Annotated in this window: 29 protein-coding genes; 17 read left to right on the plus strand and 12 right to left on the minus strand. The window is 65.2% G+C overall.

Translation table 11 applies throughout. The features are described from left to right. Window positions 1–11 precede the first annotated feature (11 nt). From API01S_RS08160 to API01S_RS08195, 8 genes are read right to left on the minus strand one after another with little or no spacing between them, the layout of a single operon-like run. On the minus strand, window positions 12–2,636 hold the full coding sequence (locus tag API01S_RS08160) for an AAA family ATPase (RefSeq protein WP_023085359.1): 2,625 nt from the start codon (window positions 2,634–2,636) through the stop codon (window positions 12–14). A 9-nt stretch (window positions 2,637–2,645) separates the two neighbouring features. Further along, on the minus strand, window positions 2,646–3,371 hold the full coding sequence (nucC, locus tag API01S_RS08165) for a CBASS effector endonuclease NucC (RefSeq protein WP_003050273.1): 726 nt from the start codon (window positions 3,369–3,371) through the stop codon (window positions 2,646–2,648). Between the two features lie 38 nt (window positions 3,372–3,409). Beyond that, entirely contained in the window at window positions 3,410–4,312 is a 903-nt protein-coding gene (locus API01S_RS08170) for a CBASS oligonucleotide cyclase (RefSeq protein WP_003090158.1), read from the minus strand. Next, window positions 4,312–4,812, minus strand: a complete 501-nt coding sequence (cap7, locus tag API01S_RS08175; RefSeq protein ID WP_003090159.1) for a type III CBASS phage resistance system CD-NTase-associated protein Cap7 — start codon at window positions 4,810–4,812, stop codon at window positions 4,312–4,314. Before cap7 ends, API01S_RS08170 begins: the two co-directional genes overlap by 1 nt. After that, window positions 4,809–5,279: a type III CBASS phage resistance system CD-NTase-associated protein Cap8 gene (cap8, locus tag API01S_RS08180; protein ID WP_003090160.1), complete on the minus strand. Its 471-nt coding sequence runs from the start codon at window positions 5,277–5,279 to the stop codon at window positions 4,809–4,811. Before cap8 ends, cap7 begins: the two co-directional genes overlap by 4 nt. Then, on the minus strand, window positions 5,276–6,190 hold the full coding sequence (gene cap6, locus API01S_RS08185; RefSeq protein WP_016852809.1) for a CBASS system CD-NTase-associated protein Cap6: 915 nt from the start codon (window positions 6,188–6,190) through the stop codon (window positions 5,276–5,278). The genes cap8 and cap6 overlap by 4 nt, the downstream gene beginning before the upstream one ends. A 17-nt stretch (window positions 6,191–6,207) precedes the next feature. Beyond that, window positions 6,208–6,783 carry a PIN domain-containing protein gene (locus API01S_RS08190; protein WP_003153636.1) on the minus strand — a complete coding sequence of 192 codons (576 nt, stop codon included), beginning with the start codon at window positions 6,781–6,783 and terminating at the stop codon, window positions 6,208–6,210. After that, window positions 6,780–7,250, minus strand: coding sequence for a helix-turn-helix domain-containing protein (locus API01S_RS08195; RefSeq protein ID WP_003050245.1), 471 nt, complete (start codon window positions 7,248–7,250; stop codon window positions 6,780–6,782). Before API01S_RS08195 ends, API01S_RS08190 begins: the two co-directional genes overlap by 4 nt. 203 nt (window positions 7,251–7,453) lie before the next feature. Here API01S_RS08195 and API01S_RS08200 point away from each other — a divergent pair, with 203 nt between their 5' ends. From API01S_RS08200 to API01S_RS08275, 16 genes are all read left to right on the plus strand, one after another. Further along, window positions 7,454–7,837 (plus strand): integrative conjugative element protein, RAQPRD family, encoded by a 384-nt coding sequence (locus API01S_RS08200; protein ID WP_003090167.1) that lies wholly within the window; start codon window positions 7,454–7,456, stop codon window positions 7,835–7,837. Then, a complete protein-coding gene (locus tag API01S_RS08205; protein ID WP_003090170.1) occupies window positions 7,834–8,067 on the plus strand; it encodes a TIGR03758 family integrating conjugative element protein in 234 nt (77 codons plus the stop codon). Before API01S_RS08200 ends, API01S_RS08205 begins: the two co-directional genes overlap by 4 nt. 16 nt (window positions 8,068–8,083) lie before the next feature. After that, window positions 8,084–8,443 (plus strand): TIGR03745 family integrating conjugative element membrane protein, encoded by a 360-nt coding sequence (locus API01S_RS08210; protein WP_003090173.1) that lies wholly within the window; start codon window positions 8,084–8,086, stop codon window positions 8,441–8,443. An 11-nt stretch (window positions 8,444–8,454) separates the two neighbouring features. After that, on the plus strand, window positions 8,455–8,853 hold the full coding sequence (locus API01S_RS08215) for a TIGR03750 family conjugal transfer protein (RefSeq protein ID WP_003050133.1): 399 nt from the start codon (window positions 8,455–8,457) through the stop codon (window positions 8,851–8,853). Further along, complete coding sequence (locus API01S_RS08220) at window positions 8,850–9,542, plus strand: PFL_4703 family integrating conjugative element protein (RefSeq protein WP_003090182.1); 693 nt, start codon at window positions 8,850–8,852, stop codon at window positions 9,540–9,542. The genes API01S_RS08215 and API01S_RS08220 overlap by 4 nt, the downstream gene beginning before the upstream one ends. Continuing rightward, complete coding sequence (locus tag API01S_RS08225; protein WP_006226028.1) at window positions 9,539–10,450, plus strand: TIGR03749 family integrating conjugative element protein; 912 nt, start codon at window positions 9,539–9,541, stop codon at window positions 10,448–10,450. Before API01S_RS08220 ends, API01S_RS08225 begins: the two co-directional genes overlap by 4 nt. Beyond that, window positions 10,440–11,858: a TIGR03752 family integrating conjugative element protein gene (locus API01S_RS08230; RefSeq protein WP_006226029.1), complete on the plus strand. Its 1,419-nt coding sequence runs from the start codon at window positions 10,440–10,442 to the stop codon at window positions 11,856–11,858. Before API01S_RS08225 ends, API01S_RS08230 begins: the two co-directional genes overlap by 11 nt. Next, the gene (locus API01S_RS08235; protein ID WP_003090198.1) at window positions 11,839–12,294 is read left to right on the plus strand and encodes a TIGR03751 family conjugal transfer lipoprotein; all 456 of its coding nucleotides are present in this window, start codon (window positions 11,839–11,841) and stop codon (window positions 12,292–12,294) included. Before API01S_RS08230 ends, API01S_RS08235 begins: the two co-directional genes overlap by 20 nt. Further along, window positions 12,294–15,185: a conjugative transfer ATPase gene (locus API01S_RS08240; RefSeq protein ID WP_003105079.1), complete on the plus strand. Its 2,892-nt coding sequence runs from the start codon at window positions 12,294–12,296 to the stop codon at window positions 15,183–15,185. The genes API01S_RS08235 and API01S_RS08240 overlap by 1 nt, the downstream gene beginning before the upstream one ends. A 24-nt stretch (window positions 15,186–15,209) precedes the next feature. Then, window positions 15,210–15,977, plus strand: coding sequence for a DsbA family protein (locus API01S_RS08245; protein ID WP_003090202.1), 768 nt, complete (start codon window positions 15,210–15,212; stop codon window positions 15,975–15,977). A gap of 175 nt (window positions 15,978–16,152) precedes the next feature. Next, window positions 16,153–16,647, plus strand: a complete 495-nt coding sequence (locus API01S_RS08250; protein ID WP_003090203.1) for a JAB domain-containing protein — start codon at window positions 16,153–16,155, stop codon at window positions 16,645–16,647. 212 nt (window positions 16,648–16,859) lie between these two features. Beyond that, window positions 16,860–17,258 carry a TIGR03757 family integrating conjugative element protein gene (locus tag API01S_RS08255; RefSeq protein WP_016852808.1) on the plus strand — a complete coding sequence of 133 codons (399 nt, stop codon included), beginning with the start codon at window positions 16,860–16,862 and terminating at the stop codon, window positions 17,256–17,258. Between the two features lie 83 nt (window positions 17,259–17,341). Continuing rightward, the gene (locus API01S_RS08260; protein ID WP_425536172.1) at window positions 17,342–18,205 is read left to right on the plus strand and encodes a TIGR03756 family integrating conjugative element protein; all 864 of its coding nucleotides are present in this window, start codon (window positions 17,342–17,344) and stop codon (window positions 18,203–18,205) included. Between the two features lie 9 nt (window positions 18,206–18,214). Further along, complete coding sequence (locus API01S_RS08265; protein WP_023113760.1) at window positions 18,215–19,609, plus strand: integrating conjugative element protein; 1,395 nt, start codon at window positions 18,215–18,217, stop codon at window positions 19,607–19,609. Beyond that, the gene (locus API01S_RS08270; protein WP_003090212.1) at window positions 19,606–19,965 is read left to right on the plus strand and encodes a hypothetical protein; all 360 of its coding nucleotides are present in this window, start codon (window positions 19,606–19,608) and stop codon (window positions 19,963–19,965) included. Before API01S_RS08265 ends, API01S_RS08270 begins: the two co-directional genes overlap by 4 nt. 13 nt (window positions 19,966–19,978) lie before the next feature. Next, window positions 19,979–21,493: a conjugal transfer protein TraG N-terminal domain-containing protein gene (locus API01S_RS08275; protein ID WP_061304103.1), complete on the plus strand. Its 1,515-nt coding sequence runs from the start codon at window positions 19,979–19,981 to the stop codon at window positions 21,491–21,493. A 16-nt stretch (window positions 21,494–21,509) separates the two neighbouring features. Here the strand turns inward: API01S_RS08275 and API01S_RS08280 are convergent, their stop codons facing one another. The 3 genes from API01S_RS08280 to API01S_RS08290 all read right to left on the minus strand — a co-directional run bounded on the left by API01S_RS08280 (window position 21,510) and on the right by API01S_RS08290 (window position 23,227). Further along, window positions 21,510–21,875 carry a DUF3742 family protein gene (locus API01S_RS08280; RefSeq protein WP_003090216.1) on the minus strand — a complete coding sequence of 122 codons (366 nt, stop codon included), beginning with the start codon at window positions 21,873–21,875 and terminating at the stop codon, window positions 21,510–21,512. An 80-nt stretch (window positions 21,876–21,955) separates the two neighbouring features. Next, complete coding sequence (locus API01S_RS08285; RefSeq protein WP_003121528.1) at window positions 21,956–22,588, minus strand: RES family NAD+ phosphorylase; 633 nt, start codon at window positions 22,586–22,588, stop codon at window positions 21,956–21,958. A gap of 12 nt (window positions 22,589–22,600) precedes the next feature. Further along, window positions 22,601–23,227, minus strand: a complete 627-nt coding sequence (locus tag API01S_RS08290; protein ID WP_003124463.1) for a hypothetical protein — start codon at window positions 23,225–23,227, stop codon at window positions 22,601–22,603. Window positions 23,228–23,540: 313 nt separating this feature from the next. Between API01S_RS08290 and mobH the strand changes: the two genes are divergently transcribed. Further along, window positions 23,541–25,355: a MobH family relaxase gene (gene mobH / locus API01S_RS08295; protein ID WP_010791736.1), complete on the plus strand. Its 1,815-nt coding sequence runs from the start codon at window positions 23,541–23,543 to the stop codon at window positions 25,353–25,355. Here the strand turns inward: mobH and API01S_RS28760 are convergent. Beyond that, window positions 25,337–25,579: a MerR family DNA-binding transcriptional regulator gene (locus tag API01S_RS28760; RefSeq protein ID WP_073674113.1), complete on the minus strand. Its 243-nt coding sequence runs from the start codon at window positions 25,577–25,579 to the stop codon at window positions 25,337–25,339. The two genes, mobH and API01S_RS28760, sit on opposite strands and share 19 nt — an antisense overlap. Window positions 25,580–25,708: the final 129 nt, after the last annotated feature.

The following is a 25,708-nucleotide window of genomic DNA, read 5'->3' on the forward strand; positions in this document are numbered from 1 at the left end:
CCGTGTGCCGTTCATCGGTTCTGCAGGGTATCAAGAGCAGCATCCAACGCCGTAACCGCCTCGACGACCGTTCTTACCGTCGCCCGATCGAACTCATGATCGCGCTGAGCGTCGTGCACACCGCTATTGAGGTAACCCCATTCAATACTCGTACCGCTGACATTGAGCAGCCTGACCAACGCCCCTACGGCATCCGGCGCACCCGCATGTTGCGCCGCGATACGCTCGACGGCCGACCGCAACTTGGTGCATTTATTGTTCAGCTCCCAAGGCGCGCGGGGCCCGCTCAGCTTGATGTCGATCCGGCCGTCCGCCCGCCGACCCAGCCACGTCCACAGGCGGTCCGTCAGACTCTCCAGCGCCGGCCGGGCCTGGCGCAGTGCCTCGCGTTTCTCGTCAGCCGCCAACGCCTGCTGGGCCAGAAGAACATAGTTCTTCGCTGGCGGGTCGCTGTCGACCCGCAGTTCGTGCTCTCCCTGATGCGGGAGAAACTTGTAGCGCTTGATGGCCGCGGCGCGGCGCACGCCCAACTCCTGCTGGATGCGGTGCAGGAACTCCTCTGCGTGCGAGGTGAGGATAACCTGCTTGCCGTGGAGCAAACCGTCCTCGAAGAAGGTACGCCAGATGCCATCGCGATGGTCGTCGTCTATCGCATTGACGACGTCATCGAAGATGACCACGGGGCAGCCCTGCGCGAGGTTCTTGGCAAGCAGAATCGCCAGACCCAAGCATTTGATGTGCCCTTCGCTGAAGACGATCAACGCGTCGTAGCGCACGCCCGGCTCGCCGGCGAACTCCACCTCGATCTTGCCGTTCTCGGCCACGGGCAACCACAGCGCGTGCAGCAGATCGCCGGGCGGATCGGCCCGGTTGAATGCGTTGTAGAGATGGCGGGCTTGGTCTCCCAGCCCCTGTAGCAGAACCCCCGGCAGAGCGGTCAGGTATGCCTGAATCTCGGGTAGGAAGCCGTCGTAGGCGGCCTTGACCCGCTGATGGTGCACCACCACCGGCATTTCGTCCGTGGCCGCCTGGATCAGGCCGCGGTTCGCGTCGTCGAATTGGGCCACGGTTTGGCGGGCGGCCGCCAGCTCCTGATCCGCAGTCGTGCGCATGGTCCGCAGCCGTTCGATCTCCAGCTGATGCTGTTGCAGGCGGTCGCGCTCCTGGGCCATCGCGCCGCGCTGGGCATGCACGTCGCGCGCCTGCGCGTCGAAGCCTTCGATGATCTGTGCGATCCGTAAGAGGGCTTGCCAGGCGCGCTGGTCCCCATTCACCCAGCCGCCGAGCCAATTGCCCGCCGACGTGGGAGGCAGCAGTGGCAGGCCCGCGGCCTGCGATTCGGCAGGACAAGCGACCCCAGCCGCCGCCACCACGCGGCGCATTTCGTCCCACAGCGCTCGGACCGCCTCGCTCAACTGCGTCCGATGCCCGGCCTCTTGCTGCTGCAGGACGGCCAGTTGCGCGAGCTGCTCCAGGCCCATTCGCGCCCTGGCGAACGGGTCCTGTGCCACAGCGGCCAGTCCGGTTCCACATGCCGGACACGCGGTCGCCCCGTCCGCCAACGCTTGCACGGCCTCGTAGAGCTTCGCGTACGACACCTCGCCCGCGCGGGCCGCGAGTTGCGCGGAAGACGCTTGCCACAGTCCCTGGACGCGGTAGGCCTCTGCCAGCAACGCTTGCAGGCGGGCCTGGGTCACCTCGTGAATGGCAGGCGGGTTGGCGTCCAGCTGAGCCTGGACATACGGTAGCCGTCCTTGCTGCTGCGGCGTACCCAGCAGCCAGTCCACGCAGGCTTGATAGGTCGCGCCAGGTGACATGCGCTGCGCCAAAGCTTGTTCCAGGCCCTCGACCGCTGCGATCTTCTGCGGGTAGGCGGCGATGGTCTGTTCGGAGCTCGCCAACCGCAGGCGACGCTGCGCCAGCTGCGCCGCCTGCACGCCGGCAAGCATCAGGTCCTGATCGAGCGAGGGGTTGAAGCCGCGCACGAACTCGCTGAACTGGTCCACGCCGAACAGGGTGGCGATGAGCTGGCGCTGATCGCTCGGGGTCCGCGCGGCGATTCGGGCGAAATCGTCGAGGCGGTTCTTCTCGATGAAGCAGAAGCGATACTCAGCTTCGTCGGGCTGGACGGCCTGCGCTTCGCCCGCCGCCGTAGACGACAGGACTGGCGCGACGTGGCGGCGCAGGCGAGCGTTGTTGCAGTACGTCCGCTGGTCGACCCGCTTGGCCTGCGCTTCGCTGATCGAACCGAGCATCGCCACTTCCAAGGCTTCGCAGAAGCTGCTCTTGCCGGTGCCGTTGGCACCGTAGACCAAGGTGATGTCATGGCTGAGGTCGAACGTCTCCTGCCGCATGAATCCTCGAAACGGCCCGACTTCGAGCTGGTGCAGTCGCCCGAACGCCGGCCCGTTTTCGGGGCCGCGCGCGTCCCCGTCGTAGGCGACAGGCATTTGCGCCAGATGCGCGATGGCCAGCGGCGCCAAGCGCGTGGAGCGCCCCCGGCGTGCAGCACCGACCTCGGCCAGTGGCTGCAGGTGATCGAGCACCAGGTGCGCCAGCCGGCGCACGTCGTCGTGCACGTGCCGCTGCGCCAAGTGCGCCAGGAACCGGTGGTACTCCGAACGTATGCTTGCCACAGCGCCCCCTCACTTGGTCAACCACTGACCGTAAGCCTCCACATCGATCATGGGGACCGTTCCACTGAACTGAAGCTGCGCGATCAGCTTGAAAAGAAACGCGGTCGCCGGCTTGTTTTCGTTGGTGTAGCTGTACGCGCCGCTGGCTTGGTCATAGAAAAAGTGCCCGTGGGCGGCAACGCATCCGATGTCCAGACGCCCCTCGGTGAGGTTTGCGTTCAGCGCCTTGTCCATGGATGGACCCAATGCAGGACTCCATTCGCTCTCGAAGGTGAGCAAGCCACCCAGAATCGGAATCAACGGCTTCGCTGGGTAGGTCCCGCCAGCGTGCGGGATCGGCAGGCTCGTGCGGTGCAGCCTGCGCACACTGGCGACCTTCTCCTGGGCATAGGCCACAAGCCCCGCGTCAGCCGTCTGCTTGGCCTCGAAAACGGCGTACACGCTTTCGGCTGGAATGATCGTCTCGTTCTCGTAGGTGAAGATAAAAGGCGAATATTGCCGATCAAACACCACCACATCGATCTGCTGGCTGAAGTTCCCCAGGCTGTCCACCACATGCGCCTTGGCCGCCTGGTACCGTTTGGGCAGATAGGTATCCAGCATGTCGATCCAGACGTTCTCGCTCGCATCCCCCTTCGTACCCGGGTGACCGAAGGTCTTGCGTACTACGGACAAGCGCTGCTGGATGTCCTCATGCAGGGACGACAGGAGCTGGGAAAGCGACCACTGGGACATGCTGTACCTCGATGGGACGTGTATGGAAGCCGATGGAATCAGGACAGTGGGAACTTGGGGCCAAACAGTGCGCGCCAGGCGCGAAGCGCTTCGATATTGCGACCACGACGCGCGTGGTCGATGGCGATGCTTGCGTCCTGGCTCGCCTGGAACAGCAGCTGCTGCGCGCGCTGCTTGCGCGCGGCATCCATATCGTTGCTGATCGCCGGGCCAAGTCCGGCGGGATCCGGCCACTCGTCATGAACTCGATCGGCAAGCGTGGCAAAGAACGACTGGATCTCGCGATCGAACGATCCTCCCCAGCCGCCGTAAAGACACTCAAGGGCCATTACCTCGATCAGGAACGAGGGCTTCACCGGCTTCAGATCGCCGTGCTTGGGATTGTTGTTCCAGTACTTCACCATGCGCACGAGACCTTTCCACTCATTGGCATAGGCTTGGTGCGCTGCGGTCGCCTTGTCCTTATGGATCTCCGGGTCCGTCTTGATCCACTTTCCGGACGCCGTATCGGGGATCTCATACTGGTCGCCGGTGTCGAATGCGGGCACCGCATCCACGCTGACCACCCGGTAGTCCGTGTTGTCCTCCGCGTCGATGTGAACACCGAAATCCACGTTGATCGAGCGCGCCTGTTTGCGCACGGCCGCCGAACCGTATTTCTCCACCAATGCAGAGTGGAAATCATCCAGCACTACCGATGCGGCCTTGCCGTGGTAATGCTTCTCCGAGTCCTTCAGCACGAAGAAGATGTCGATATCCTTGAGCGGCTTCGTCTTCGTGTATCGAGCATAGGAACCGGTCAGGAAGCTGCGCGCAATGCCGAACTTGGTCTGCAGGTAGTCCCGCACTTCGTTCTGGCGTTGCGAGGCATTCTTCTGTTCGCGTTCGTTGAGTTCCAGACGCGACTTGAACTTGCGAAAAGCTTCATCGATCGACAGCATCAGCGTTGCCTCCAATATCCGGCCTGACCCGCCAGGCCGCTGTGTTCGACAGTCGAGCCTAGGCTCTGCTTGACCATTCCATCCGTCGAGCGATAACTTCCTTTGCTCCATCCCTCCACATCAGGTCGCCCTGGCTTTGTATCGAGCATTAACTTGTACTTGGCCTGCGATGGCAGCAGCCCAGCTTTCTTGATCGCGTACTTCAACTGCTCGGTATCTGTCCAGAAGCTGCCGTCGCCATCGGACCACCCATACACGATGTCGATATCCCATCGGGTCACGAGCTTGTCGGTTGCCGGGTTGTAGATCTCCAGAATCACCTTGCGCAGATCACCGGTCCCGAGCCACGTCTTGATGGCTCGGGTATTGCTCTCCCAGCGATCCGCAAAGTGCTCAGGGTCCAGCCCACTGAGCAGGATGATGTCTTTCAAGCTCTTGAGGATGTTGTCGGTCACATAGGTAACCGAGTGCGTGTACGAGTAGGTGGCGACGGTGCTCATGACTTGAGGAAACCTCCGAGGTCGAGCGACAGCGCTTGCCCAGCATCGGCCTGCGCCTGCGTGGCAATTCCTTGGCTCAAGTCCCGTGCAATGATGCGAGAACTGTGCTTTTTGAGCGCGCTTTGCACCCAGCCGAGCTGCTCCTTCGGACACGGCAGCGAGACTCCCCAGTCTCCCTTCAACGGCTCGAACCCCAAGACTTCTTCGTTGGCATCATCACCATCGATCGCGTCTTCGTCGAAGAGGCAGTAGATCCTGGTCCGTGGTCCATCGCATGTCGCAACGATGGGCGCGCTCTTGGGTGCCTGGTCGGCGATCAAGCTGGCGGCCACGCCCGTCACGGCCCTGAGTTCAGAGCGAGCCGTGCCGTCCTTGCCCTGAGTGAGCAGTTCGACAATGGCATCCCATGTCTGCAACGCATCGCGGTGCGGCGAGCTGCGAAACGTCCGGCTGACAACGGTGGTCATTTTTGCTTCCCTCCTTGAAGGCGCATTTGCTTTGCCTGTCGTATCGCACTGCGCAGGTGCTCTACGGAAAGCTTGTTCGGATCGATAGCCACTTGCGGGTCGGCCGCGAGGGCGTTGGCTACGACCTTGCGAATGGCCCGACCATCCAATCCGACGCACTCGCCAGCGCACACGTCGAACTGGTGAGCCGAGGAAAGCTTGCCAATCCCCGGAAATGTCTTTGCCAGGCCATTCAGGCAGTCCACTAGGATCTGCTTGCAGGCATCCTTGCCGGGCAGTGGCACCTCCATCACCATGTCGCAACGAGATAGGAAGGCACTGTCGACGGCCTGTGGGAAGTTGCTGGTGGCCACGAACAGCAGATGCGGGTTGCGTTCGGCCAACATGTCCAACTGCACCAACACCGCGTCGGTGGCCCGGTGCACATCAACCGGGTTGGCTTCCAGGCTGAGCTTCGCTCGATCAGCCGCAAGCGTTTCGACCTCGTCCAGAAGGACGATCGTCGGGCCCGCCGCTGCGGATTCTGCGATCGATTGCGAGAACAGGTCTGCCACGGCGCGTTGAGTCTTTCCCATTGCAGAGCTCGTCAGCGTGTGAGGCTCCACTTCCAGCAATCGAAACTTCGCAGAAGAAAAAGATTCGGCCACACGATGCGCCAAGCCCCGTGCCAAGGAGGTCTTCCCAGTCCCCGGCGGGCCGACCAACAAGATCACGCCGTGCAGGGGGAGTACCGTGCGCTCCACCTTGGGGCGCACCGTGAAGTTGACGATCGCTTGTGACAGCAACTGTTTTTTGATGGCTTCGTCCATCACGATCGAATCCCACAAGTCACCCAGCGACTTATCCGGCAGCTTCCAGCTTCGATGGATGCCTTTCGGCAAAGTGGCGTCTGATGAAGGATTCTTGGTCATCCGTGGCTCTCGGCGGGTCAGAGAATGGTGCGATAGGTCGCCAGCACCTTGGTCGTTTGCACAAGGCCTTGGCGCAGCAGGATTTCGAGATAGCGGTCCACATCGATCGGCGGATGCTTGAGTTGGGCACGCTGGCGCTGCGCAGCCGACACTACGGCGGCCGCATCCAGATCCAGCAGGTTGTCCACAAACTCATCGGGGTGCTGCGATTCGATGCCGTACGGAGCCAGCAGATCGTTCGGGAAATCACGTTCGTTGAACGTCACAATCACGCTCGCACCGCAGCGAATCGCCGCAGCCAGGACGTGCCGATCATTCGGATCGGGTAATGTCAGGCCTGCCACGAGCGCTTCGTAGCCCTCCACCAAGCCGTCCGGAATGGCCCTGTCCATGAGATCCGACGTCCTGTCGACCTGAACCCGGGTGAGATCGGGGCGGTTGATCAACAGGTTGCGTTTCCACTCCTCATGAATGGCTTGGCTCCACCGCGCCCGGAAGCGGCCAGACAGGCCGAGCCACATCAGGAAATCCCGCAGTGGCGCGGGATATAGAACGCACGCGTCGTAGACGGCGGTGAATGGGGAATGCCTCATTCGTATCCCATTCCCAACTCTTGCGACTGCTGAGCGAGTTCGGCCATCGCCTGCTCACTGGCGCGCTCGCGCGCTTCCTTGTACTGCATCAGATCGGCGAACCTCACCCTGCGGTGCTTGCCGGTGCGATGAAATGCCAACACCCCATCTTCTAGCAGCTTGACGAAATGGGGACGGGACACGTTGAGCAAGTCCGCCGCCTCTTGGGTCGTCAGCTCTGCATGGACGGGCACCACCTTTACTGCATTGCCATCGGCCAACTCGGCCAGGATGTCGACCAGCAGGCGTAAAGCCGAGGTAGGCAGTTCCACCTGATGAGCCTGTTTGTGGTCATCAAAGATCTGGATGTGCTGCGTCTCGAACTGGGTTGCGAGGTAAGCCGCCAAGGCACGTTGACCCTGGACGGCTGCCTTAACCTCTCCCGCGGCGGGAAGGGTCATCTTGGATTGGGCAGTGGCGGTGGTCATGGGTAGCTCCTAAGCGAAAACGGTTGCAGAGCCGATCATATTCGAAACACTCGAAAAACGCAATAATCGAAACTCAACCCGGGCTTTTGTAGGTTCGCTCGCGGTATGCCCAATCCGGTCGTCCGCCAGTTCCTATTGTTTGCGGCCTAAAACAGCCCTGATCTCCACGATCACCCCATTGCTGATCACACAGGAATGGCGCGATGGTGGCTTCGATCTGGCTGCGCGCCGCGCATCGCGGCGTGCCCACTTTTCTCGTGACGGCCCTCCTGCTGGGTCAGTCCCAGATGGCCTTGGCCGAGTCCCCGGCACAGCGCCAGGAGCTGGTCGCCGCACTGCGCCAGCTCGACGCGCTGGAGCGCACCGTCGCGGACAGCGCCGCGCATGCCCCCATCCAGCCGGGCGAGCGCTACCACTTCGACTACCCGCGGCTGCTGGCTGACCTGGCGCGCGTTCGCGCCGGCATCCAGTTTCACCTGACGCCATCGCGCGCTCAGCCGCGCGACCCCTCCGAACTGGCCGGCGACTACCGCACCGAGCGGGCGGCCGAGCCGCTGCCGGCGACGACTGCGGGGGGCAAGCAATGAACGGCGCCCAGGTCTCGGCATTTCAAGCCAACAGCGGTATCGCGCCTTCCGCGATGGCGACCGTCCTGGTCGGCGTCGTGCTCGCGGTCCTGCTCGTGTGGGGCGTCTGGGCCATCCGAACGGCCTACGTGGGGTGGTCCGAGAGCCGCCTCAACCAGCGCCAGTTCCTCGGCGTCTGCATTCGCTTCGTCGCGATGTACCTCGTTCTGAGTTTCTTCCTTCTGTCCTGACCTGAAAGGCCCGACCATGCACAACCGCAACCTCACTTCCCGTTTTGCCCAGCGCGCCGCCGTGGCCCTGGGCGCCGCCGCGCTGCCCGCGCTGTCGTTCGCGCAAGGTCTGCCGCAATTGGAGAACCCCACGCGCGGCACCGGCAACGGCATCATGGAGACCATCCGCAACTACGGCTACGACATCATCATGCTCGTGGCCCTGCTGGTGGTGGCGTCGATGTTCATCGGCGTCTGCTACCACGCCTACGGGACCTACGCGGAGATCCACACCGGCCGCAAGACGTGGGGCCAGTTCGGCCTCACGGTCGCCATCGGCGCCGTGCTGCTCGTGATCGGCATCTGGCTGCTCACCGAAGCCACCGGCATCCTGTAAGCGAGGCCGGTATGTCCGAGCAGCAGCACGTCCGTGCGGACGGAACGGTCACCTTCCTTCCGCACCGGCTCAACCGCCATCCCGTTGTGGTGCGCGGCCTCACCGCTGACGAACTCTGGATTTGCTGCGGCCTGTCCGGCGCCGCCGGCCTGCTGGTCGGCGCGCCGCTGTCCTGGGTGTTCCGCACGATCGCGCTGGCGCCGACGTTCGTCGTCCTGGGCGTGGCGCTCGGCGTCTTCATCGGCGGCGGCATCCTGCGCCGCCTCAAGCGTGGGCGTCCCGACACCTGGCTGTATCGGCAACTGCAATGGCGCATCGCCACGCGCCATCCGCTGATGGCAGGCTGGGTCGGTGGCCATGTGCTGATCTCGCGCTCGGGCTTCTGGTCCACCCGCAGGAGCATGCGATGAGCCGCTTCAAAAACGAGATTACCCATCTGCAGGCGCACATCAAGACCTTGCGCCTGGGCGCGGGCGCGCTGGTCGTCGTCGCCCTGGTCATGGGCGGCGGCTGGTGGAGCGCGCCGCGCGACCTGACCATCCACGTCCCGCCCGACCTGCGCTCCGGCAGTACCCGCAAGTGGTGGGAAGTGCCGCCCGAATCGGTCTATGCGTTCACGTTCTACGTGTTCCAGACCCTCAACCGCTGGCCAACCAATGGCGAAGAAGACTACTCGCGCAACCTCCACACGCTCTCGCCGTACCTCACCCCGTCCTGCCAGGCCTTCCTGCGGGCGGACTATGACTACCGCCGCTCCACGGGCGAGCTGCGTCAGCGCGTGCGCGGCATCTACGAGATTCCCGGCCGCGGCTATGGCGACGACCCCACGGCGCGCGTGCGCACCGTGTCCGATCGCGACTGGGTGGTGACGCTGGACATCACGGCGGACGAGTACTACGGCGCCGAGCAGGTCAAGCGCGCCCTGGTGCGCTATCCGATCAAGGTCACGCGGGTGGACGTCGATCCCGCCCGCAACCCGTTCGGCCTGGCGCTGGACTGCTACGACGGCGCGCCCCAGCGCATCAGTGCACCGGAGCCGACGCGCCCGGCGCCGAGTGGCCTGTCTCCGCAAGCGCCTCAAGGAGGAAACACCCCATGAAGCATCCTGTATTCGCGCTGCTGGGGCTACTGGCCGTGGCCGCGGCACCCATCGCCCATGCAGTGGAGATCCTGCGCTGGGAACGCATGCCACTGGCAGTGCCGCTGAAGGTCGGTCAGGAACGCATCGTGTTCATTGACCGGAACGTGCGCGTGGGCGTGCCCGCGGGCGTGGGCGAACGCCTGCGCGTGCAGAGTGCGGGCGGCGCGGTGTACCTGCGCGCCAGCGAGCCGATCGAGCCCACGCGGTTGCAACTGCAGGACGCCGACACGGGCGCGCTGATCCTGCTGGACATCGCAGCCGAACCACCCAAGGACGGGGAAGCCGAGCTGGAGCCGGTGCGCATCGTCGAGGGTGACAGCGCACCGGGACGCTATGGCGAGCAGGCCGACAGTGCCGAGGCCCCGGCACGCGCCCAGGGCCAGGCAGGTGCGCGGACCGCGCGGCGCGAAACCCCGGTCCCTGTCGTCCTGACGCGCTTCGCCGCGCAGCACCTCTACGCGCCGTTGCGCACCGTGGAGCCGCTGCCGGGCGTCATGCGGGTCAACCTGCCCCGCGACCTCGACCTGGACACACTGATGCCAACGCTGCCCGTGCGCGCGGTCGCGCTCGCGTCGTGGCGGCTGGAGGACCAGTGGGTCACTGCCGTGCGCCTGACCAACGGCAGCGGCGGCTGGATCACGCTCGACCCGCGCGTGCTGCAAGGCGATTTCCTCACCGCCACCTTCCAGCACGAGGCGCTGGGCCCGCGCGGCACGCCCGAGGACACGACCGTCCTGTACCTGGTCACGCGCGGCCGCGGCCTCGCGCAGTCGCTGCTGCCGGCGATTCACCGCTTCGACCCTGCCGTGCATCTGCCGCAGCCGGACGGCGACGAGAACGCCAAGAAGGCCCGCCATGCGCAGTAACGGCCTACTCAAGTGGCTGATGATCCCTGTCGCCATCCTGGTGCTGTTCGTCGGTATCCGGCTGTTCTCGGGTGGAGGCAGCACGGCGCCACCCGCGGCGGACAACGGCGCCCAGCTCACGCCCGATGAAATGAAGGCGCTGGGCATCGAGGGCGATACCCCGCGCGACACCGTGGCAACGCTGGTTGCGCAGGTCAAGCAGTTGCGCACCGAACTTCAGACCGCGCTCTCGGACAACAAGTCGCAGCGTGAAGAGAACCAGCGACTGCGCCAGCGCGAGAACTCCATCGACCAGCGCATCAACTCGGCGCTCGAATCCGAGCGGTCCAACCTGCGCCGCGACCAAGAGCAGGCGGCCAGCGCGCGCCAGCAAACCGAAGGGCTGCTCGCCGACCTGCAGCGGCGTCTGGACAGCATCGGCGGGCGCGGCGGCGGCCATGCGGACCTGCCCGTGGGCCTGGGGCTGCAGGGCGGCGACGAGGCAGGCATGGAGGGCGGCGTGCGGTGGGTCGAGCCGGACGACGCAAAGCCCGCCGAGGGGCGCAACGGGGGGCGTGGCGCGAGCGGCGGCATGAGCTTCCCCACGAGCTTCGGCCCGGCGCAGAGCACGCTCGAAACCACCGCGGAAACCGTGGCCAACGCGGGCGCCCGCGCCGCCGGGGGCAAGAGTGCCAAGCCGGTCTATACCGTGCCGACCAACTCCACGCTCATGGGTTCGGTCGCCATGACCGCGCTGATCGGCCGCGTGCCGATCGACGGCACGGTCAACGATCCCTATCCGTTCAAAGTTCTGGTCGGGCCGGACAACCTGACCGCCAATGGCATCGACATTCCCGACGTGGCCGGCGCCGTGTTCAGCGGCACCGCCTCGGGCGACTGGACGCTCTCGTGCGTGCGCGGTCAGGTGCGCAGCATCACGTTCGTCTTCAACGACGGCACGATTCGCACAATCCCCGAAGACCGCGAGGGCAACCAGCAGAACAACCAACAGCGCGACGGCTTGGGCTGGATCAGCGATCCCCACGGCATTCCTTGCGTCAGCGGCGAGCGGCGCAGCAACGCCCAGCAATACCTCGGCTCGCAGGCCCTGATCACCGCGGCCGGTGCCGGTGTGGCCTCGCTCATCGAGAGTGACAGCGGCCGCATGTCCTATGTCGGCTCGGACGGCTCCATCGGCACCGTGGGCATCACCGGCCAGGAAGCGGTCGGCCAGATTCTCGCGGGCGGTGTCCGGGACATGTCGGCCTGGGTCAACAAGCTCTACGGCCAAGCCTTCGCCGCCGTCTATGTCCAACCCGGCGCCAAGGTTGCCGTCCACCTCGAAAAGCCGCTCGCCATCGACTTCGATCCCGAAGGCCGCAAGGTCGATCACCGCGCAGGAGAAAGCCATGCACTCGAACTTGACTAACCTGGCCCGTGGCCTGGCACTGGCCCTCGCCGTCGCGGTGCTTGGCGGCTGCGCCACCAGCAAGGAAAAGCTGCTGACCCACGGTGACCGCACGATGATGGACATCTGGCAGCAGGAAGCCGGCGACGGCGGTGGCGGTGGCGCAGCCGGGCGGAACGCCGGCCGCCAGCTGCTCGATGCGCGCCAGAGCCTGCGTCGGCCCCTGACCGACGCCGACGTGCAGGCCGCACCTGTTGAGCAGATGCGCTACACGCGCACCGCGCGCAATGAGGTCCACCGCCAGTTCCAGCGTCTGCCCAATCCCGATCTCGTGATGTACGTGTACCCGCACCTGGCCGGCACCGACCCCGTTCCCGTGCCGGGCTACACGACGGTTTTCCCCTTGTACCAGCGCGTGCAGTACGCGATGCCTGGCGAGAGGACGGAGGACTACTGATGCGGTGGAAACTTCCATGGCCGAAGCTGGCTGCCGTCAGCGCCGAAGACACCGCCGCCGACGAGCAGCCGGACGGCTGGCAGCGCCACGTCGAGGCCTTGCAGCAAGCCGGCATCCCCGAACCCGGCGCCGCGGTCCAGGGCCGCAAGCCGGCGACCGTGGCCGACGAGCAGGCGCTGTACGACGTCGCACCGTCCTTCGTGGAACTGCTGCCCTGGGTGGAGTTCTTGCCCGAGTCGAAATCGATGCTCCTGGAGGACGGCCAATCGGTGGCCGCCTTCTACGAGCTGGTGCCGCTGGGCACCGAAGGCCGGGAACCCGGCTGGCTCGCGCATGCCCGCGACGCCCTGGAAAACGCGCTTCAGGACAGCTTCGATGAACTGGACGAGAACCCGTGGGTGCTCCAGCTCTATGCCCAGGACGAACCGAGCTTCGACCAGTACATGCAGACCTTGCGCGATTACGTGCAGCCACGTGCGCGCGGCTCGGCGTTCACCGAGTTCTACCTGCGCTTCTTCGGCCACCACCTGCGCGCTGTGGCCAAGCCCGGCGGCCTGTTCGAGGACACGGTGGTCACGCGGCTGCGCTGGCGCGGCCAGACGCGGCGCGTGCGCATGGTGGTGTACCGCCGCGCGAGCGGACAGGGACAGGCAAACCGCCGCGGCCAGACACCCGAGCAGATGCTGGGCATCGTCTGCGACCGCCTGTGCGGCGGCCTGGCGAACGCCGGCATCCAGGCCCGGCGCATGGTCGCGGCCGACGTCCACGACTGGCTGCTGCGGTGGTTCAACCCGCGCCCCACGCTGCTCGGGCCTGGGGTGGAGGACCGGGAGCGCTTCTACGCGTTGGCGCGCTATCCGGACAGTACCGAGGAAAGCGAGGCCGGCGAGATCGAGCTGGCGAGCGGGCGGGATTTCAGCCAGCGGCTGTTCTTTGGGCAGCCGCGCTCGGACGTGGCGCAAGGGGCCTGGTACTTCGACGGCATGCCGCACCGCGTGCTGATCACCGACCGGCTGCGCATGCCGCCCGGCACCGGGCACCTGACCGGCGAGACCCGCAAGGGGGACGCGATCAACACGCTGTTCGACCAGATGCCCGAGGACACCTTGATGTGTCTCACCATGGTGGCCACGCCGCAGGACGTCCTCGAATCGGACCTCAACCATCTGGCGAAGAAAGCTGTGGGCGAGACGCTGGCGTCGGAGCAGACGCTCAAGGACGTGCATGAAGCCCGCTCCCTGATCGGCAGCGCGCACAAGCTCTACCGGGGCACTCTGGCGTTCTACCTACGCGGGCGCGACGAGGCGGAACTGGATCGGCGCGGCCTGGACCTCGCGAACGTGATGCTCAACGCCGGCCTGCAGCCGGTGCGCGAGGACGACGAGGTGGCGCCGCTCAACAGCTACCTGCGCTGGCTGCCGTGCTGCTACAACCCCGGCAAGGACCGGCGCCGGTGGTACACGCAACTGATGTTCGCCCAGCACGCGGCGAACCTGTCGCCAGTATGGGGCCGCGCCCAGGGCACGGGGCATCCCGGCATCACGATGTTCAATCGCGGCGGCGGCCCGATTACGTTCGACCCCTTGAACAGGTTGGATCGGCAGATGAATGCCCATCTGTTTCTATTTGGCCCCACCGGCTCGGGGAAGTCCGCCACGCTCAACAACCTGCTGAACCAGGTGACGGCCATCTACCGGCCGCGGCTTTTCATCGTGGAAGCCGGCAACAGCTTCGGCCTGTTCAGCGACTTCGCCAGGCGCCTGGGCCTGACCGTGAACCGGGTCAAGCTGGCCCCCGGATCGGGCATCAGCCTGGCGCCGTTCGCCGACGCACGCCGGCTGATCGAAACGCCCAGCGACGTACAGACGCTCGATGCCGACGCGCTGGACGAAGACCTGCCCCCCGATGCCTCGGCCATGGAAGCGGACGAGCAGCGCGACGTGCTGGGCGAACTGGAGATCACAGCGCGGCTGATGATCACGGGCGGCGAAGACAAGGAAGAAGCGCGGATGACGCGGGCCGACCGCTCGCTGATCCGCCAGTGCATCCTCGACGCCGCCGAACATTGCGTGGCCGAAAAGCGCACCGTGCTCACGCGCGACGTGCGCAACGCGCTGCGCGCCCGTGGCCAGGACCCGACGCTGCCCGAGATGCGGCGCGTGCGGCTGCTGGAGATGGCGGACGCGATGGACATGTTCTGCCAAGGCACGGACGGCGAGATGTTCGACCGTGACGGCACGCCGTGGCCCGAGGCCGACATCACGCTGGTCGATCTGGCGACCTATGCCCGCGAGGGCTACAACGCGCAGCTCTCCATCGCCTACATCAGCCTGATCAGCACGGTGAACAACATCGCCGAGCGCGACCAGTACCTGGGCCGGCCGATCGTCAACGTGACCGACGAAGGTCACATCATCACCAAGAACCCGCTGCTCGCGCCCTATGTCGTGAAAATTACAAAAATGTGGCGCAAGTTGGGCGCCTGGTTCTGGCTGGCGACGCAAAACATCGACGATCTGCCGCGCGCCGCAGAGCCCATGCTCAACATGATCGAGTGGTGGGTGTGCCTGTCGATGCCGCCGGACGAAGTGGAGAAGATCGCCAGGTTCCGCGAACTCTCGCCGGCGCAGAAGGCGCTGATGCTCTCCGCACGCAAGGAAGCGGGCAAGTTCACCGAGGGCGTCATCCTCTCCAAGAGCATGGAAGTGCTGTTCCGCGCCGTGCCGCCAAGTCTCTACCTCGCGCTCGCGCAAACCGAGCCCGAGGAGAAGGCAGAACGCTACCAGCTCATGCAGCAGCACGGCGTCAGCGAGCTGGATGCCGCCTTCAAGGTGGCTGAGAAGATCGACCGGGCACGTGGCATCGAGTCGCCGACCCTGGACCTGCCCTGAATCTGCCGTACACCGGAGAACGCCATGGAACAGAAACGCCCATCCATTCCGATGCAGGTACAGGCGTTCCGCCGTCGGCGCTGGAGGCTCAGCTGGCCCTGGGTGTTGGCCGCCGTGCTGGTAGCGCTGCTGCTGATCTGGCTCGTGTCCCGCTATTCTGGCAAGTCCACTCCCCAGACTTCAACGCCGGTCAGCGTGACGCAGGTGGCCGGGCCTCCGTGGCAGATGGGAAATCCGGAAGGGCGTTTCACGCTGACGCTCTACGCGGACCTCGAATGCCCGTTCTGCCGATCCTATTTCCCAGTGCTCAAGCGTTGGGTGGCCGGCAACGCGGACGTGGCCTTGCAATGGCACCACCTCCCGTTGGCCGCGCATGAGCCGGCCGCGTCTGCCGAAGCGAGCCTGGCGGAGTGCGCCGGCGAATCTGGCGGCCATGCCGCCTTCTGGCAGGCTGTCGAGTGGGTCTATGCCCACACGCGCAGCGACGGCCAGGGCTTGCCCGAGGACCTGCGGTACCCCGACCTTACGCCAGCCATCGAGCAGTGTCTGGCGAGCGAACGGCCCGAGGCGCCGATCCGCACCCAGACGGCGGAAGCCACGAGCAGCGGCGTGACCGCCACGCCGTCGCTGCGGCTGCACGATCGCGAAACCGGCAAGGCGATCCTACTGCAGGGTCCGATCGAGGGCGATGCCTTGCTGTCGGCCATGGACATGCTCGCGGCCGGCGATCCCGCCGCCACACCTACTACATCGGAAATGCCTGCCGACGTCGTCGGCGACATGCCCAGGTAGCCCCGGTCTTCAAGGCTACGGCGCAGTCCACTGCGCTGACCGAAACCCGTTCGCCTCGCATCCTGGCCGCGAACGATCACCGCTGCCGCGGTGATGGATGCACCTTGTTCGTTCCCCAGGAGGGCTTGCCCTCCCAGGGCGCGCGCCCTCCGATCTCACCGTCTGGAGGTTCGCCATGTCTTTCGTCGTCAATGACTCCTGCCTGGAGTCGCTTTCCGCCATCGCTGCCCAACACGAGGACTGGATCATCCAGCAAGCCATTGCACTGCTGGAGAAGCGGGTTTTCAAAGCGGGTGCGAAACTCCTCGACCCCACGGCCGTGCGCGACTACCTGCGCGTGAAGCTGGTCGCCGAGCCCAATGAGATATTCGCCGCTGTGTTCCTGGACAGCATGCACCAGGTGCTGGCCTACGAGCCGTTGTTCAGGGGCACGATCAACTCGACTTCGGTCTATCCGCGTGTCGTCGTGCAGCGTGTGCTGGAGTTGAAGGCCGCCGCGGTGGTCTTCGCGCACCAGCACCCCTCGGGCATTTCCGAGCCGTCGAGCGCGGATCGCATGCTGACCCAGCAACTGCAGGCCGCGCTGGCGCTCATCGATGTGCGGGTACTGGACCACATCATCGTCGGCCAGGGTGCCCCGTTCTCCTTTGCGGAGTCCGGCCTGCTGTAAGGGTTGCACTGCTTCGTTGATCAGCGCGGAGGCTTCGGCCTCCGCTTTTTTCTTTGCGGCGACGCAAGCAGGTATGCGGGGTGGCCGCGATGCGCATTGTTTGTTGGGGCCGCCTGGGGTTCGGCGTTTGACTATGGCCCTGATCAACTTCCGGGGCACATGACATGCCAGCAGCTTTTACCCGGTTCGCACCAGGCTGGCGAACCCTTGGCATGGCCGTGGCGCTGCCGACGTCTCTGGCGGTGTTCAGCCCGGCCACCTTCGCCGCCGACGTGGTGGTCGTCACCGACAGCCGCCACCCGGTCAAGACCATGGGCGGCGAGCGACTGATCGAGTTGGGCGAAACGCCCCGGATCGAGGCCGAGCTTTCCGCGAATCTTCCAGCCGACCCTGAGCGGGCAGCAGCCATCGTCCGGCAACGCCTGAAGCAAGGCGGCACCGATCTTCAGCGCCGCATCGGCACCGCCTACCAGGGCGTCACCGACGCATGGAGTTTGGATGTCACGACCATCCCGGCCGTCGTGGTGGATCAACGCTTTGTGGTCTATGGCGAGCCGGACGTGGCCCGGGCCGTCGCGCGCATCGAGCAACACCGGAGGACGCAGCCGTGACCCATCGCCCATTCGACCTGCTGCGCCGCCTGCGCGTCGCCGTGGCCTCGCTGCTGCTGATCAGCGCCACGGGCAGCTACGCCTTGAACACCGCCACCATCGTGTCCTCCGTCATGTCGCCGGACTGCCTGGAGTACCGGGTGGTGGGCATCTGCTACTGGCTCTACTGCACCTGGACGGGCTGCACGGTGCGCACATCCACCAAGGTCCGGCACTACGTGCCCGATGCGGTCGTCTCCAGCTACAGCAACACCGGAGAGAACCCCTGGGTCGAGGTGCAGGCGATGAGCACGCCCAACCCATCCGCACAGGCAGGTGGGGATGGGACCACGAACGAAGACCACGAAAACAACCTCGCCAAATTCAAGAACAGCGATGTCATCGGCCATCCTGGCGGCGAGGTATTCAACCAGTTCGCATCGTCGTCGGGCTATTTCTGCCAAGGCGCGGGCACGGCCTTCATGCCGTATCTACTCAGCACCCTGGACACGCTGGCTTGGCGCTACAACGTGCCTGAAATGACCTACCCGGAGGCGTTGATTCCGGGCATGCGCGAGGTCGGTGCGCGCACCACGATGAACCTCTGGGGCAATGTCTATCCGCGCGGCGGCTTCCTGCATCAGACCGATGACTACAAATCCGGGGCCGTCGTGGCCCAGCGCGCCGGTGATGTCGTCACGCGCCGCGGGCAGATCCACGTGTACCAGCCGCTGCTTGCCAACGCCCGCGACGGCTACTGGCCGGCCGGCGCGCTGATGGAGGGTGATGCCTCTACGGGCAAGTGGCAGGAGCTGACGCCGCGCCTGTCCAACACCTGCGTGGTGTTCCCGCACAGCGGCACGCTGACCCAGGCCCAACAAGGCGACTACGCCTGGGCGCTGTGGCGTCCCTATGCGTGCTGCGAACGCCGCGGGCAGGTGTTCCTGGGCAGCGTCGATTTCCTCTGAGGTGCCACGATGAAGCGTCCTGAATCGATGAACCTTTCCGCCAAGGCGTGCCGCCTGCTGCGCCCGAAGGCGCTGGCCGGCCCGCTCGCTCTGGTCTGCGGCCTGGCGTGGGCGCAGGTCGGATACCAGAACAGCGGCCCCTTCCTCGGCGATGACGTCATGTACTCGATCGGCGGTGGCAGTGCGGTGTCCATGGGCCGCGCGGCCGGCATGCGCTCCATCGGGGTCGGCGTGGGGTGGAACAGCAACCTGATCTGCGGCGACATGAGCATCCAGACCACGCTGCGCAATCAGCTCAACGGCATCACGAACGGCTTTCAGCAGATCATGAGCAACGTGATCCAGAGCGCGACCAGCGCGGTTGCATCGCTGCCGGCGCTGATCATTCAGCGCGCCGATCCGGGCCTGTACAACCTGCTGACCAACGGCGTGCTGCAGGCGCGGCTGGACTTCGACCGCTCCAAGCTGACGTGCCGCGCCATGGCGGAGAAGATGGCCGAGACTGCGGGTGGCCAGCTTGGCTGGAGCCAGATGGCCGAAGGCATGGCCTTGCGTGACGCGGTTGGCAGCAACGATGCCGTGTCGGCCGTCGAGCAGGCCGAGACGCGCCGCGGCAACGACGGCGTTCCCTGGGTGGGCGGCAGCAATGCCGGTGGCGCAGGCCAGTCCGCCATCCGCGTGGTCGGCGACGTCACCCGCGCGGGCTACAACCTGGTCAACGGGCGCGGCGTGACGGACACATCCTCCATCGCGTCCACCAGTTGCGCGAGCCTGTCCTGCCAGACCTGGACGTCGCCGCAGCAGGCGACCGAATGGGCCACCCGGGTCCTCGGGGAACAGGTGCAGCGCACGTGCGATTCCTGCACCAAGACCGAGACGGTGCCCGGCGTCGGGCTGATGCCGCTGATCCAGGAGGAGTACGAAGCCAAGCTGGAAGTCTTGCAGGAACTGGTTTCCGGCGTGCGCAACACCACCTTCGAGAACTTGCGCGAGGCCGGCAGCACGTCGCTGCCGATCACGCGCGGCGTCATCGAGGCGCTGCGCGACGAGCCGGACCAGGACCTGCTGGCGCGGCGCCTCGCGTCCGAGGTGGCGCTTTCGTCGGTGCTGGAGAAGGCACTGCTGCTCCAGCGCACGCTGCTCACCGGCAAGAAAGAGCCCAACGTGGCAGCCAACGAGTTGGCAGTCGAGGCCGTGAACCACGAGAGCGACACGCTCGACCGGGAGATCCGCAACCTCAAGACCGAACTTGAACTGCGGCGCGAGCTGGCGAACAACTCGCCGATGGCCATCATCCAGCGCCATGGCACGCGCGCGGCAGGCTCGCGCGGCATCTATGAGGGCGATCCGGTGCCCGACCGCCTCGACCAGTTGCAGAAGGGCAATCCGGGAGGCCGGCCATGAGCGCGGAGCGCATGGCCTGGCGCCCCTTGCGCTGGCTCATCAGCCGGCGTGCGGCGAAAGCACTGCTGTGGGCGGCCGTGATCGTCGCCGCTGCGGTGGGCGCCAACATCGCCGGCATCTATCTCGTTGGCAGCGTGGCCGGCTGGGAGCGGTGGCTCGCGGCCGCATCGGGCTACTTCTTCGTGTGGCGGTTGTTCCTGTACGGGGCGACGGCCTGCGGCTGGGTCTGGATGCGGCGGCGGCTGCTGGCGCGCGAGGACAGCACGCTGGCCCGACGCCGGCTGATTCGCGCTGAGGTCGCCGGCATTGTTGCCATCGTGGCGCTGGAAGCCAGCCTGTTGATGCAGGCCGCTTGAGGGGATCGAGGCCATGACGCTTTTCACGACCGACTACCTGGAGTACTACCTAACCCTCGTGTCCTGGATCGTCAACAACGGCATCTGGGCGGTCCTCGTATCCAGCGGGGTATTCGCGCTGCCTTTCGTCGCCATCATCGTGCAGGAGTGGTTGAAGGCCCGTGCGGAAGGCGCCGACGAGGGCAACAAAGGCGTGCTGAGCGCCGCCCGCATCGAGAACCGGGTCTTCGTCGCCATCGTGGTGGTGATGTTCGCCGGCATTCCGTTCATCGACGTGGACCTGAACACCATCCAGTACGACAGCTCGCGCTCGGCCCAGTGCCAGGTCAGCGTGGCGCAGCCCGGGGATACCGGCTGGTCGCAGTCCTTCAGCACCATCAACAACCAGTCGGCGAAGGTGCCGGTGTGGTGGGCGTTCATGCACGCGCTCTCGCGCGCCGTCACGGGCGCTTCGGTGGCAGCGATCCCGTGCGGCACGGACCTGCGGCAGATGCGCATGGAGATCGACGCTACGCGCATCGATGACCCGGTGCTGGCTCAGGAAGTAGCGGATTTCTCGCGGGATTGCTATGGGCCTGCACGGGCCAAATTGTTCATGCAGCGCCCTCAGCTCGATGAGCAGCAGATGCACGACGTGACCTGGATCGGATCGCGGTTCTTCACCGACACGAACGGCTACTACGACACATACCGTTCCAGCACCCCACGCGAGGACTGGCCCTATGACAGCACCCGCGACGCAGGGCTTGCGCAGGTGGCCAGCGGTGGCGGCTACCCGACCTGCCGCCAGTGGTGGAGCGATGGAAGTAACGGCCTGCGGGCACGCCTGCTGGGTCAGGTGGACCCGAGCCTGTTGAGTCGCCTGGCGGGCTGGGCCGGGTTCCTGAGCCGGGCCGAGGTGGACGACTCGGTGATCCGAGCCATCGCGTCACCGCGGCAGCAGAAGTTGAACCAGGGCAGCGTCTATACGGACTACGGAGGCCAGATCGACAAGACCTTGCCGAACATCGTGACACGGGCCACGGGAGACGTTGGGATGGCCGTCGGCGCGATTGCCGCGTTTCCCGCCATGGACGTCGTGAGACAGTCTCTACCCATGGTCCTCGCCTTGCTCAAGATGGCGCTGGTCATCTGCATCCCGCTCGTGCTGGTCGTGGGCACCTATGACCTGAAGACGGTCGTCACGGTCAGCGTCGTGCAATTCGCGCTGTTCTTCGTGGATTTCTGGTTCCAGCTCGCTCGCTGGATCGACAGCACTATCCTCGATGCGCTCTATGGCTGGGGCTTTGGCTGGAACCGGCCACACACGAACTTCGACCCGCTGGTGGGGCTGAACAATGCGTTCGGCGACATGCTCTTGATGTTCGTCGCGGGCACGATGTTCCTGGTGCTGCCAGGATTCTGGCTGGCAAGCCTGACCTGGGTTGGAATTCGGGCGGGACATGCCATTCAGGGGTTGTCGGACGGCAGCAAGAGCGCCGGCCAAGCCGGGGGCAAGGGGGCTGGGGCACTCACGGAGGCAAGCTGAAGTAGCCCGGAGTCCGTCAGTCGTCGGTGTACAACTCGTGCGACGTATCGTTGTACAGATTGGGATCGTAGCCCGGTGTCTTGCGCAGTTCTGTGAGATCGGTGAAAGGCCACTCGTCCTCGTCAGAGGTATTGGCAGCAGCAGCCCACGCCGCCGCCACGACGCCCAACAACACGAGTGCGAACCAAAAAGCAACGTAGAGCAGCAATCCCACCACAGACAGCTTGACCACCCACACGAGCGCGGTGGCAACGGCCGCCGGCACCCCCTTGGACACCAACCAGTTCGACGCCCGACGTTCGCCGCGCGCGTAGGCGCGCCATCCGCGGCCAAAGGTGCGGCCGAGGCGTTCTGCAGTGCTGATGCGGGTCGTGGTGTTCATGGTCGTCTCCTGCTACAGAGGCCTATTCCAGTTTGGTCCATTTCATTCTGTTTGGGGCTTCAATGTGCTCTCTTGCTGCTTCAGGACGCTTCGTCATCCGGTTCCACCGGGCCGGGGTCGGGTTCCACGCCGACGCGATACGTGGCAACGAAGCGCGGCCAGTCCACATGGTCCACCAGGTCGATGTCATCGACAACGCCAACCTTTGCTGCCGCACGCTCGAACAGGGCGATGCTCTTGGCGGGATAGTTGTTGCGCGACGGATAGAGCACCCCGTCGAACAGCGGCTGGCCGTCGTCTCCGAGCATCGCATGCACCTGCGCGGACACCTGCTGCGTGTGCGTGTAGTCGCGGCTGGCCAACTGTTCCAGGTTCAGGCCGAAGTAACCCGCCATGACACCCTCGGCCGTGAGATCGGCCAGCCGCACGTCGTCCAGGACGCCCACGGCGCGCAAGAGCCGGCTCTCGACTTCCTTCAGCGCGATCGAGCGCTTTTCATCCGCCAGCCACTGGTGCTTGTGAAACACCGACTCCATCAGCGCCGTGGGCAGGTCGCGGCCCAGGTAGAGCACGCCGTAGGTCCGCGCCGGGTCGTCGTAGCGATTGGTGCCGCTGCGGCCATAGTACAGCGGGCTGCCCCGATAGACGACGCGGCTCACATGCTGGAGCAGTTCACCCGCATCGATCAGGAACAAAGGCAGTTCGCGGCTCATGGCAGTCTTGCCTCAATGCACCTGGACGCCCAGCACGTTGAACACCGCTTCGGCCACGTCATCGATCGTGCCATGCGTCACCGTATCCACCGGCGAGCGTCCGCCCAAGCCTTCGAGCGGTTCGGACAGCGCGCGGTAGATCGTCCAGTGGTCGATGCCCTCGACCTCCTGAAGCACGGTTTGGGTCAACTGCTGCTTCACCGGGTCGAGCTGCCAGTCGGGCAGCTTCTGGCCGCGCGGCCCCACATTCAGCGCCAGCAGCCGGCGCGCGAGGATGTCCTTGTAGATCTGCTGGCGCGACTTGTCCGCCAGCTTGGCGTACTCGGGGATCGCCAGGTTGTGCGGCTGGTTGAAGGTTTCCAGCAGCGCAGCGCGGCCACGCTGGACGTCGGTTTCACTCGGCGCCCAGCGCGTCTCGGCGCGCAGCGCGCCCGCTTTGCGTGCCAGGGCCTCTTGCACCGTCTCCGCTTCCAGGCTGGCGGGCAGCTTCACCGCCTCCACACGCTCGTGGACGAACGCCTGCAACTCGGCCGCGAAAGCCGTGGCATCCCGGATTTCGACGGTATCCGCGAAGCGGCGCACATCCTCCACCGTGACGCGCGGCAGATGGTCGGCAATGAATTCAATGGCATTGGGCATGGTGATCTCCCAGGCAGGTTTGAGACAGGATTCACTCTAGTCTCCCTTGTCGCGTTTGTCAACTTTGTCGCCTTACGCACCTGCCTGGCGGAAGTGGCGTCCAGGCAGCATAGAGCCGCGACCGGCACCGGCTCGCTGTCCAATCCATTCCAGCGGGTTCCCCATTGACGCTGGAGCCGCACCCCATGCCCCGCTATACCGAAACGGTTAAAGGCCAAAGGGCCGAAACGGCAAGGGAATGGGGTGCAAGGGGAAAGGCCCTACCTCGAAAAGGCGAAAAGGCCTCCCGGCCGGCCCCCCAGAGGACACCCGCATGCTCTCCCTGTTCCAGCGAAAACGGCCCCCGGTCGCTGCCCCGTCGCCAGCGCCCGCCACCGACCTCCCGAAAGGGTTGCTGCGGCCCGAATCGGCCGCATCGCTGCTGGCAACACCGCGCCGGCAGAAGCTGCTGGAACACATCTGGCAGCGCACGTCGCTGTCGCGGCGGCAGTTCGCCACCCTATACCGCACGCCGCTGGAGCACTACGCCGAGTTGGTCCAACAATTCCCCGCATCGGAAAGCCATCACCACGCTTACCCCGGCGGCATGCTGGATCACGGGTTGGAGATCGTCGCCTATGCGCTCAAGCTGCGGCAGTCCCATCTGCTGCCCATTGGCGCCAGTCCCGAAGACCAGGCGGCGCAGTCTGAAGCCTGGACTGCCGCAGTCGCTTATGCCGCGCTGCTGCACGACATCGGCAAGATCGCCGTCGATCTGCACGTCGAACTGGCCGACGGCTCGCTGTGGCACCCCTGGCACGGCCCGCTGCACCAGCCATACCGCTTCCGCTACCGCGACGATCGAGAATATCGGCTCCACAGCGCTGCGACAGGTTTGCTCTACCGCCAACTCCTCGACCGTGATGCCCTGGACTGGCTCAGTGGCTATCCCGACCTGTGGGGACCGCTGCTCTACGTCCTGGCCGGCCAGTACGAGCACGCCGGCGTGCTGGGCGAACTTGTCGTACAGGCCGACCGCGCTTCCGTGGCCCAAGAGTTGGGAGGCGATCCCGCGCGCGCTATGGCCGCCCCCAAGCACGCGCTGCAACGCAAGCTGCTGGACGGGTTGCGCTACCTGCTCAAGGAAGAGTTGAAGCTGAACCAGCCCGAAGCCTCCGATGGCTGGCTCACCGAGGACGCCTTGTGGCTGGTGAGCAAGACGGTTTCGGACAAGCTACGTGCGCACCTGCTGTCAGAGGGCATCGATGGCATCCCTACGAACAACACTGCGGTGTTCAACGTGCTTCAGGACCACGGCATATTGCAGCCGACGTCGGACGGGAAGGCGGTCTGGCGCGCGACCGTGACCAGTGCGACCGGCTGGTCCCACTCATTTACCCTGCTGCGTCTAGCTCCCGCGCTGATCTGGGAAGCTGGCGAACGGCCAGCATCGTTTACCGGCACGGTGGCAATCGACGCTGCGGCAATCGAGAAGGATGCTGGCTCGGAGGCTGCCCCGCCTATGACTGCCGCGAAGCCTGTCTTGGAAGAACAGACGACGCCACCTTGGGAAGGCAGCAGCCCCGCTAACTTGGCTTCACCGCCCGCAGTTCAGCCCCTGCCTGACGTCATGGAAGACATGCTGGCGATGGTGGGCTCCGGACACCTCCTTGCGACGCGACAGGATGCAGAGCCCGTCCCGGCCTTCGCAACGAGTTCGCTGGTACTGCCTGTGCCAGCGTCTAAATCTTCGGCATCGACACAGCAGCCTTCGGGCGAGCACTTCATGGGCTGGCTTAGGCATGGCTTGCAGAGCCGAAAGCTGATTCTCAACGATGCCAAGGCACTGGTGCATACCGTGGACGACACGGTGTTCCTGGTAAGCCCTGGGGTGTTTCAGCGCTATGTCCAGGAGCATCCTCAAGTTCCAGCACTCGCCAAGCAGGATGCCGTTGTCGACTGGCAATGGGTCCAGAAGCGCTTCGAGAAGCTGCAGGTCCATCGCAAGCAGCCCAGCAGCTTAAACATCTGGACCTGCGAGGTCACCGGCCCGCGCAAGTCGCGCAAGCTGCATGGCTACTTACTCGATGACCCTGGCCAACTGTTCGATGAGCGGCCACCGAACAATCCCTACTTGAAACTGGCATAGGTGCTAGATACGGGCCCATAGAGGCACTGGTTGCCTGCCGTGCGCGTAGCATGGATCAACCTCTCTGCTTCATAGAAACGAACGTTGGACACGGTTACGCCGCCGAGGCTGGCGACGTCGCCAACAATTGGCACACGTTCCGTGGCAAAAGGCTTGGCGACCACCGTCGTCGGGGTGGCTGTTCGTACAGATCGTTGTTTCATCATCGTCTCGGCGTGGATCATGTACTGCAGCAAGCACGCCTGCAGCCTCTAGAGTCGAAGAAGTCGACTCGTCTCAAAGGGCCCCTCGTCGTTTCGTGTGGAAACCAACGGCGACAATCGGTGGTGGTCGTAGCGCCGTGTGGGCATGTG

The organism is Achromobacter piechaudii NBRC 102461 (assembly GCF_001571245.1).
Taxonomy (GTDB): domain Bacteria; phylum Pseudomonadota; class Gammaproteobacteria; order Burkholderiales; family Burkholderiaceae_B; genus Achromobacter; species Achromobacter piechaudii.

Bases quoted from the DNA above. Each gene is read 5' to 3' on its own strand.
- nucC (WP_003050273.1), bottom strand. From the start codon at position 3,371: ATGTCCCAGTGGTCGCTTTCCCAGCTCCTGTCGTCCCTGCATGAGGAC.
- API01S_RS08170 (WP_003090158.1), bottom strand. From the start codon at position 4,312: ATGCTGTCGATCGATGAAGCTTTTCGCAAGTTCAAGTCGCGTCTGGAA.
- cap7 (WP_003090159.1), bottom strand. From the start codon at position 4,812: ATGAGCACCGTCGCCACCTACTCGTACACGCACTCGGTTACCTATGTG.
- cap8 (WP_003090160.1), bottom strand. From the start codon at position 5,279: ATGACCACCGTTGTCAGCCGGACGTTTCGCAGCTCGCCGCACCGCGAT.
- cap6 (WP_016852809.1), bottom strand. From the start codon at position 6,190: ATGACCAAGAATCCTTCATCAGACGCCACTTTGCCGAAAGGCATCCAT.
- API01S_RS08190 (WP_003153636.1), bottom strand. From the start codon at position 6,783: ATGAGGCATTCCCCATTCACCGCCGTCTACGACGCGTGCGTTCTATAT.
- API01S_RS08195 (WP_003050245.1), bottom strand. From the start codon at position 7,250: ATGACCACCGCCACTGCCCAATCCAAGATGACCCTTCCCGCCGCGGGA.
- API01S_RS08200 (WP_003090167.1), top strand. From the start codon at position 7,454: ATGGTGGCTTCGATCTGGCTGCGCGCCGCGCATCGCGGCGTGCCCACT.
- API01S_RS08205 (WP_003090170.1), top strand. From the start codon at position 7,834: ATGAACGGCGCCCAGGTCTCGGCATTTCAAGCCAACAGCGGTATCGCG.
- API01S_RS08210 (WP_003090173.1), top strand. From the start codon at position 8,084: ATGCACAACCGCAACCTCACTTCCCGTTTTGCCCAGCGCGCCGCCGTG.
- API01S_RS08215 (WP_003050133.1), top strand. From the start codon at position 8,455: ATGTCCGAGCAGCAGCACGTCCGTGCGGACGGAACGGTCACCTTCCTT.
- API01S_RS08220 (WP_003090182.1), top strand. From the start codon at position 8,850: ATGAGCCGCTTCAAAAACGAGATTACCCATCTGCAGGCGCACATCAAG.
- API01S_RS08225 (WP_006226028.1), top strand. From the start codon at position 9,539: ATGAAGCATCCTGTATTCGCGCTGCTGGGGCTACTGGCCGTGGCCGCG.
- API01S_RS08230 (WP_006226029.1), top strand. From the start codon at position 10,440: ATGCGCAGTAACGGCCTACTCAAGTGGCTGATGATCCCTGTCGCCATC.
- API01S_RS08235 (WP_003090198.1), top strand. From the start codon at position 11,839: ATGCACTCGAACTTGACTAACCTGGCCCGTGGCCTGGCACTGGCCCTC.
- API01S_RS08240 (WP_003105079.1), top strand. From the start codon at position 12,294: ATGCGGTGGAAACTTCCATGGCCGAAGCTGGCTGCCGTCAGCGCCGAA.
- API01S_RS08245 (WP_003090202.1), top strand. From the start codon at position 15,210: ATGGAACAGAAACGCCCATCCATTCCGATGCAGGTACAGGCGTTCCGC.
- API01S_RS08250 (WP_003090203.1), top strand. From the start codon at position 16,153: ATGTCTTTCGTCGTCAATGACTCCTGCCTGGAGTCGCTTTCCGCCATC.
- API01S_RS08255 (WP_016852808.1), top strand. From the start codon at position 16,860: ATGGCCGTGGCGCTGCCGACGTCTCTGGCGGTGTTCAGCCCGGCCACC.
- API01S_RS08265 (WP_023113760.1), top strand. From the start codon at position 18,215: ATGAAGCGTCCTGAATCGATGAACCTTTCCGCCAAGGCGTGCCGCCTG.
- API01S_RS08270 (WP_003090212.1), top strand. From the start codon at position 19,606: ATGAGCGCGGAGCGCATGGCCTGGCGCCCCTTGCGCTGGCTCATCAGC.
- API01S_RS08275 (WP_061304103.1), top strand. From the start codon at position 19,979: ATGACGCTTTTCACGACCGACTACCTGGAGTACTACCTAACCCTCGTG.
- API01S_RS08280 (WP_003090216.1), bottom strand. From the start codon at position 21,875: ATGAACACCACGACCCGCATCAGCACTGCAGAACGCCTCGGCCGCACC.
- API01S_RS08285 (WP_003121528.1), bottom strand. From the start codon at position 22,588: ATGAGCCGCGAACTGCCTTTGTTCCTGATCGATGCGGGTGAACTGCTC.
- API01S_RS08290 (WP_003124463.1), bottom strand. From the start codon at position 23,227: ATGCCCAATGCCATTGAATTCATTGCCGACCATCTGCCGCGCGTCACG.
- mobH (WP_010791736.1), top strand. From the start codon at position 23,541: ATGCTCTCCCTGTTCCAGCGAAAACGGCCCCCGGTCGCTGCCCCGTCG.
- API01S_RS28760 (WP_073674113.1), bottom strand. From the start codon at position 25,579: ATGATCCACGCCGAGACGATGATGAAACAACGATCTGTACGAACAGCC.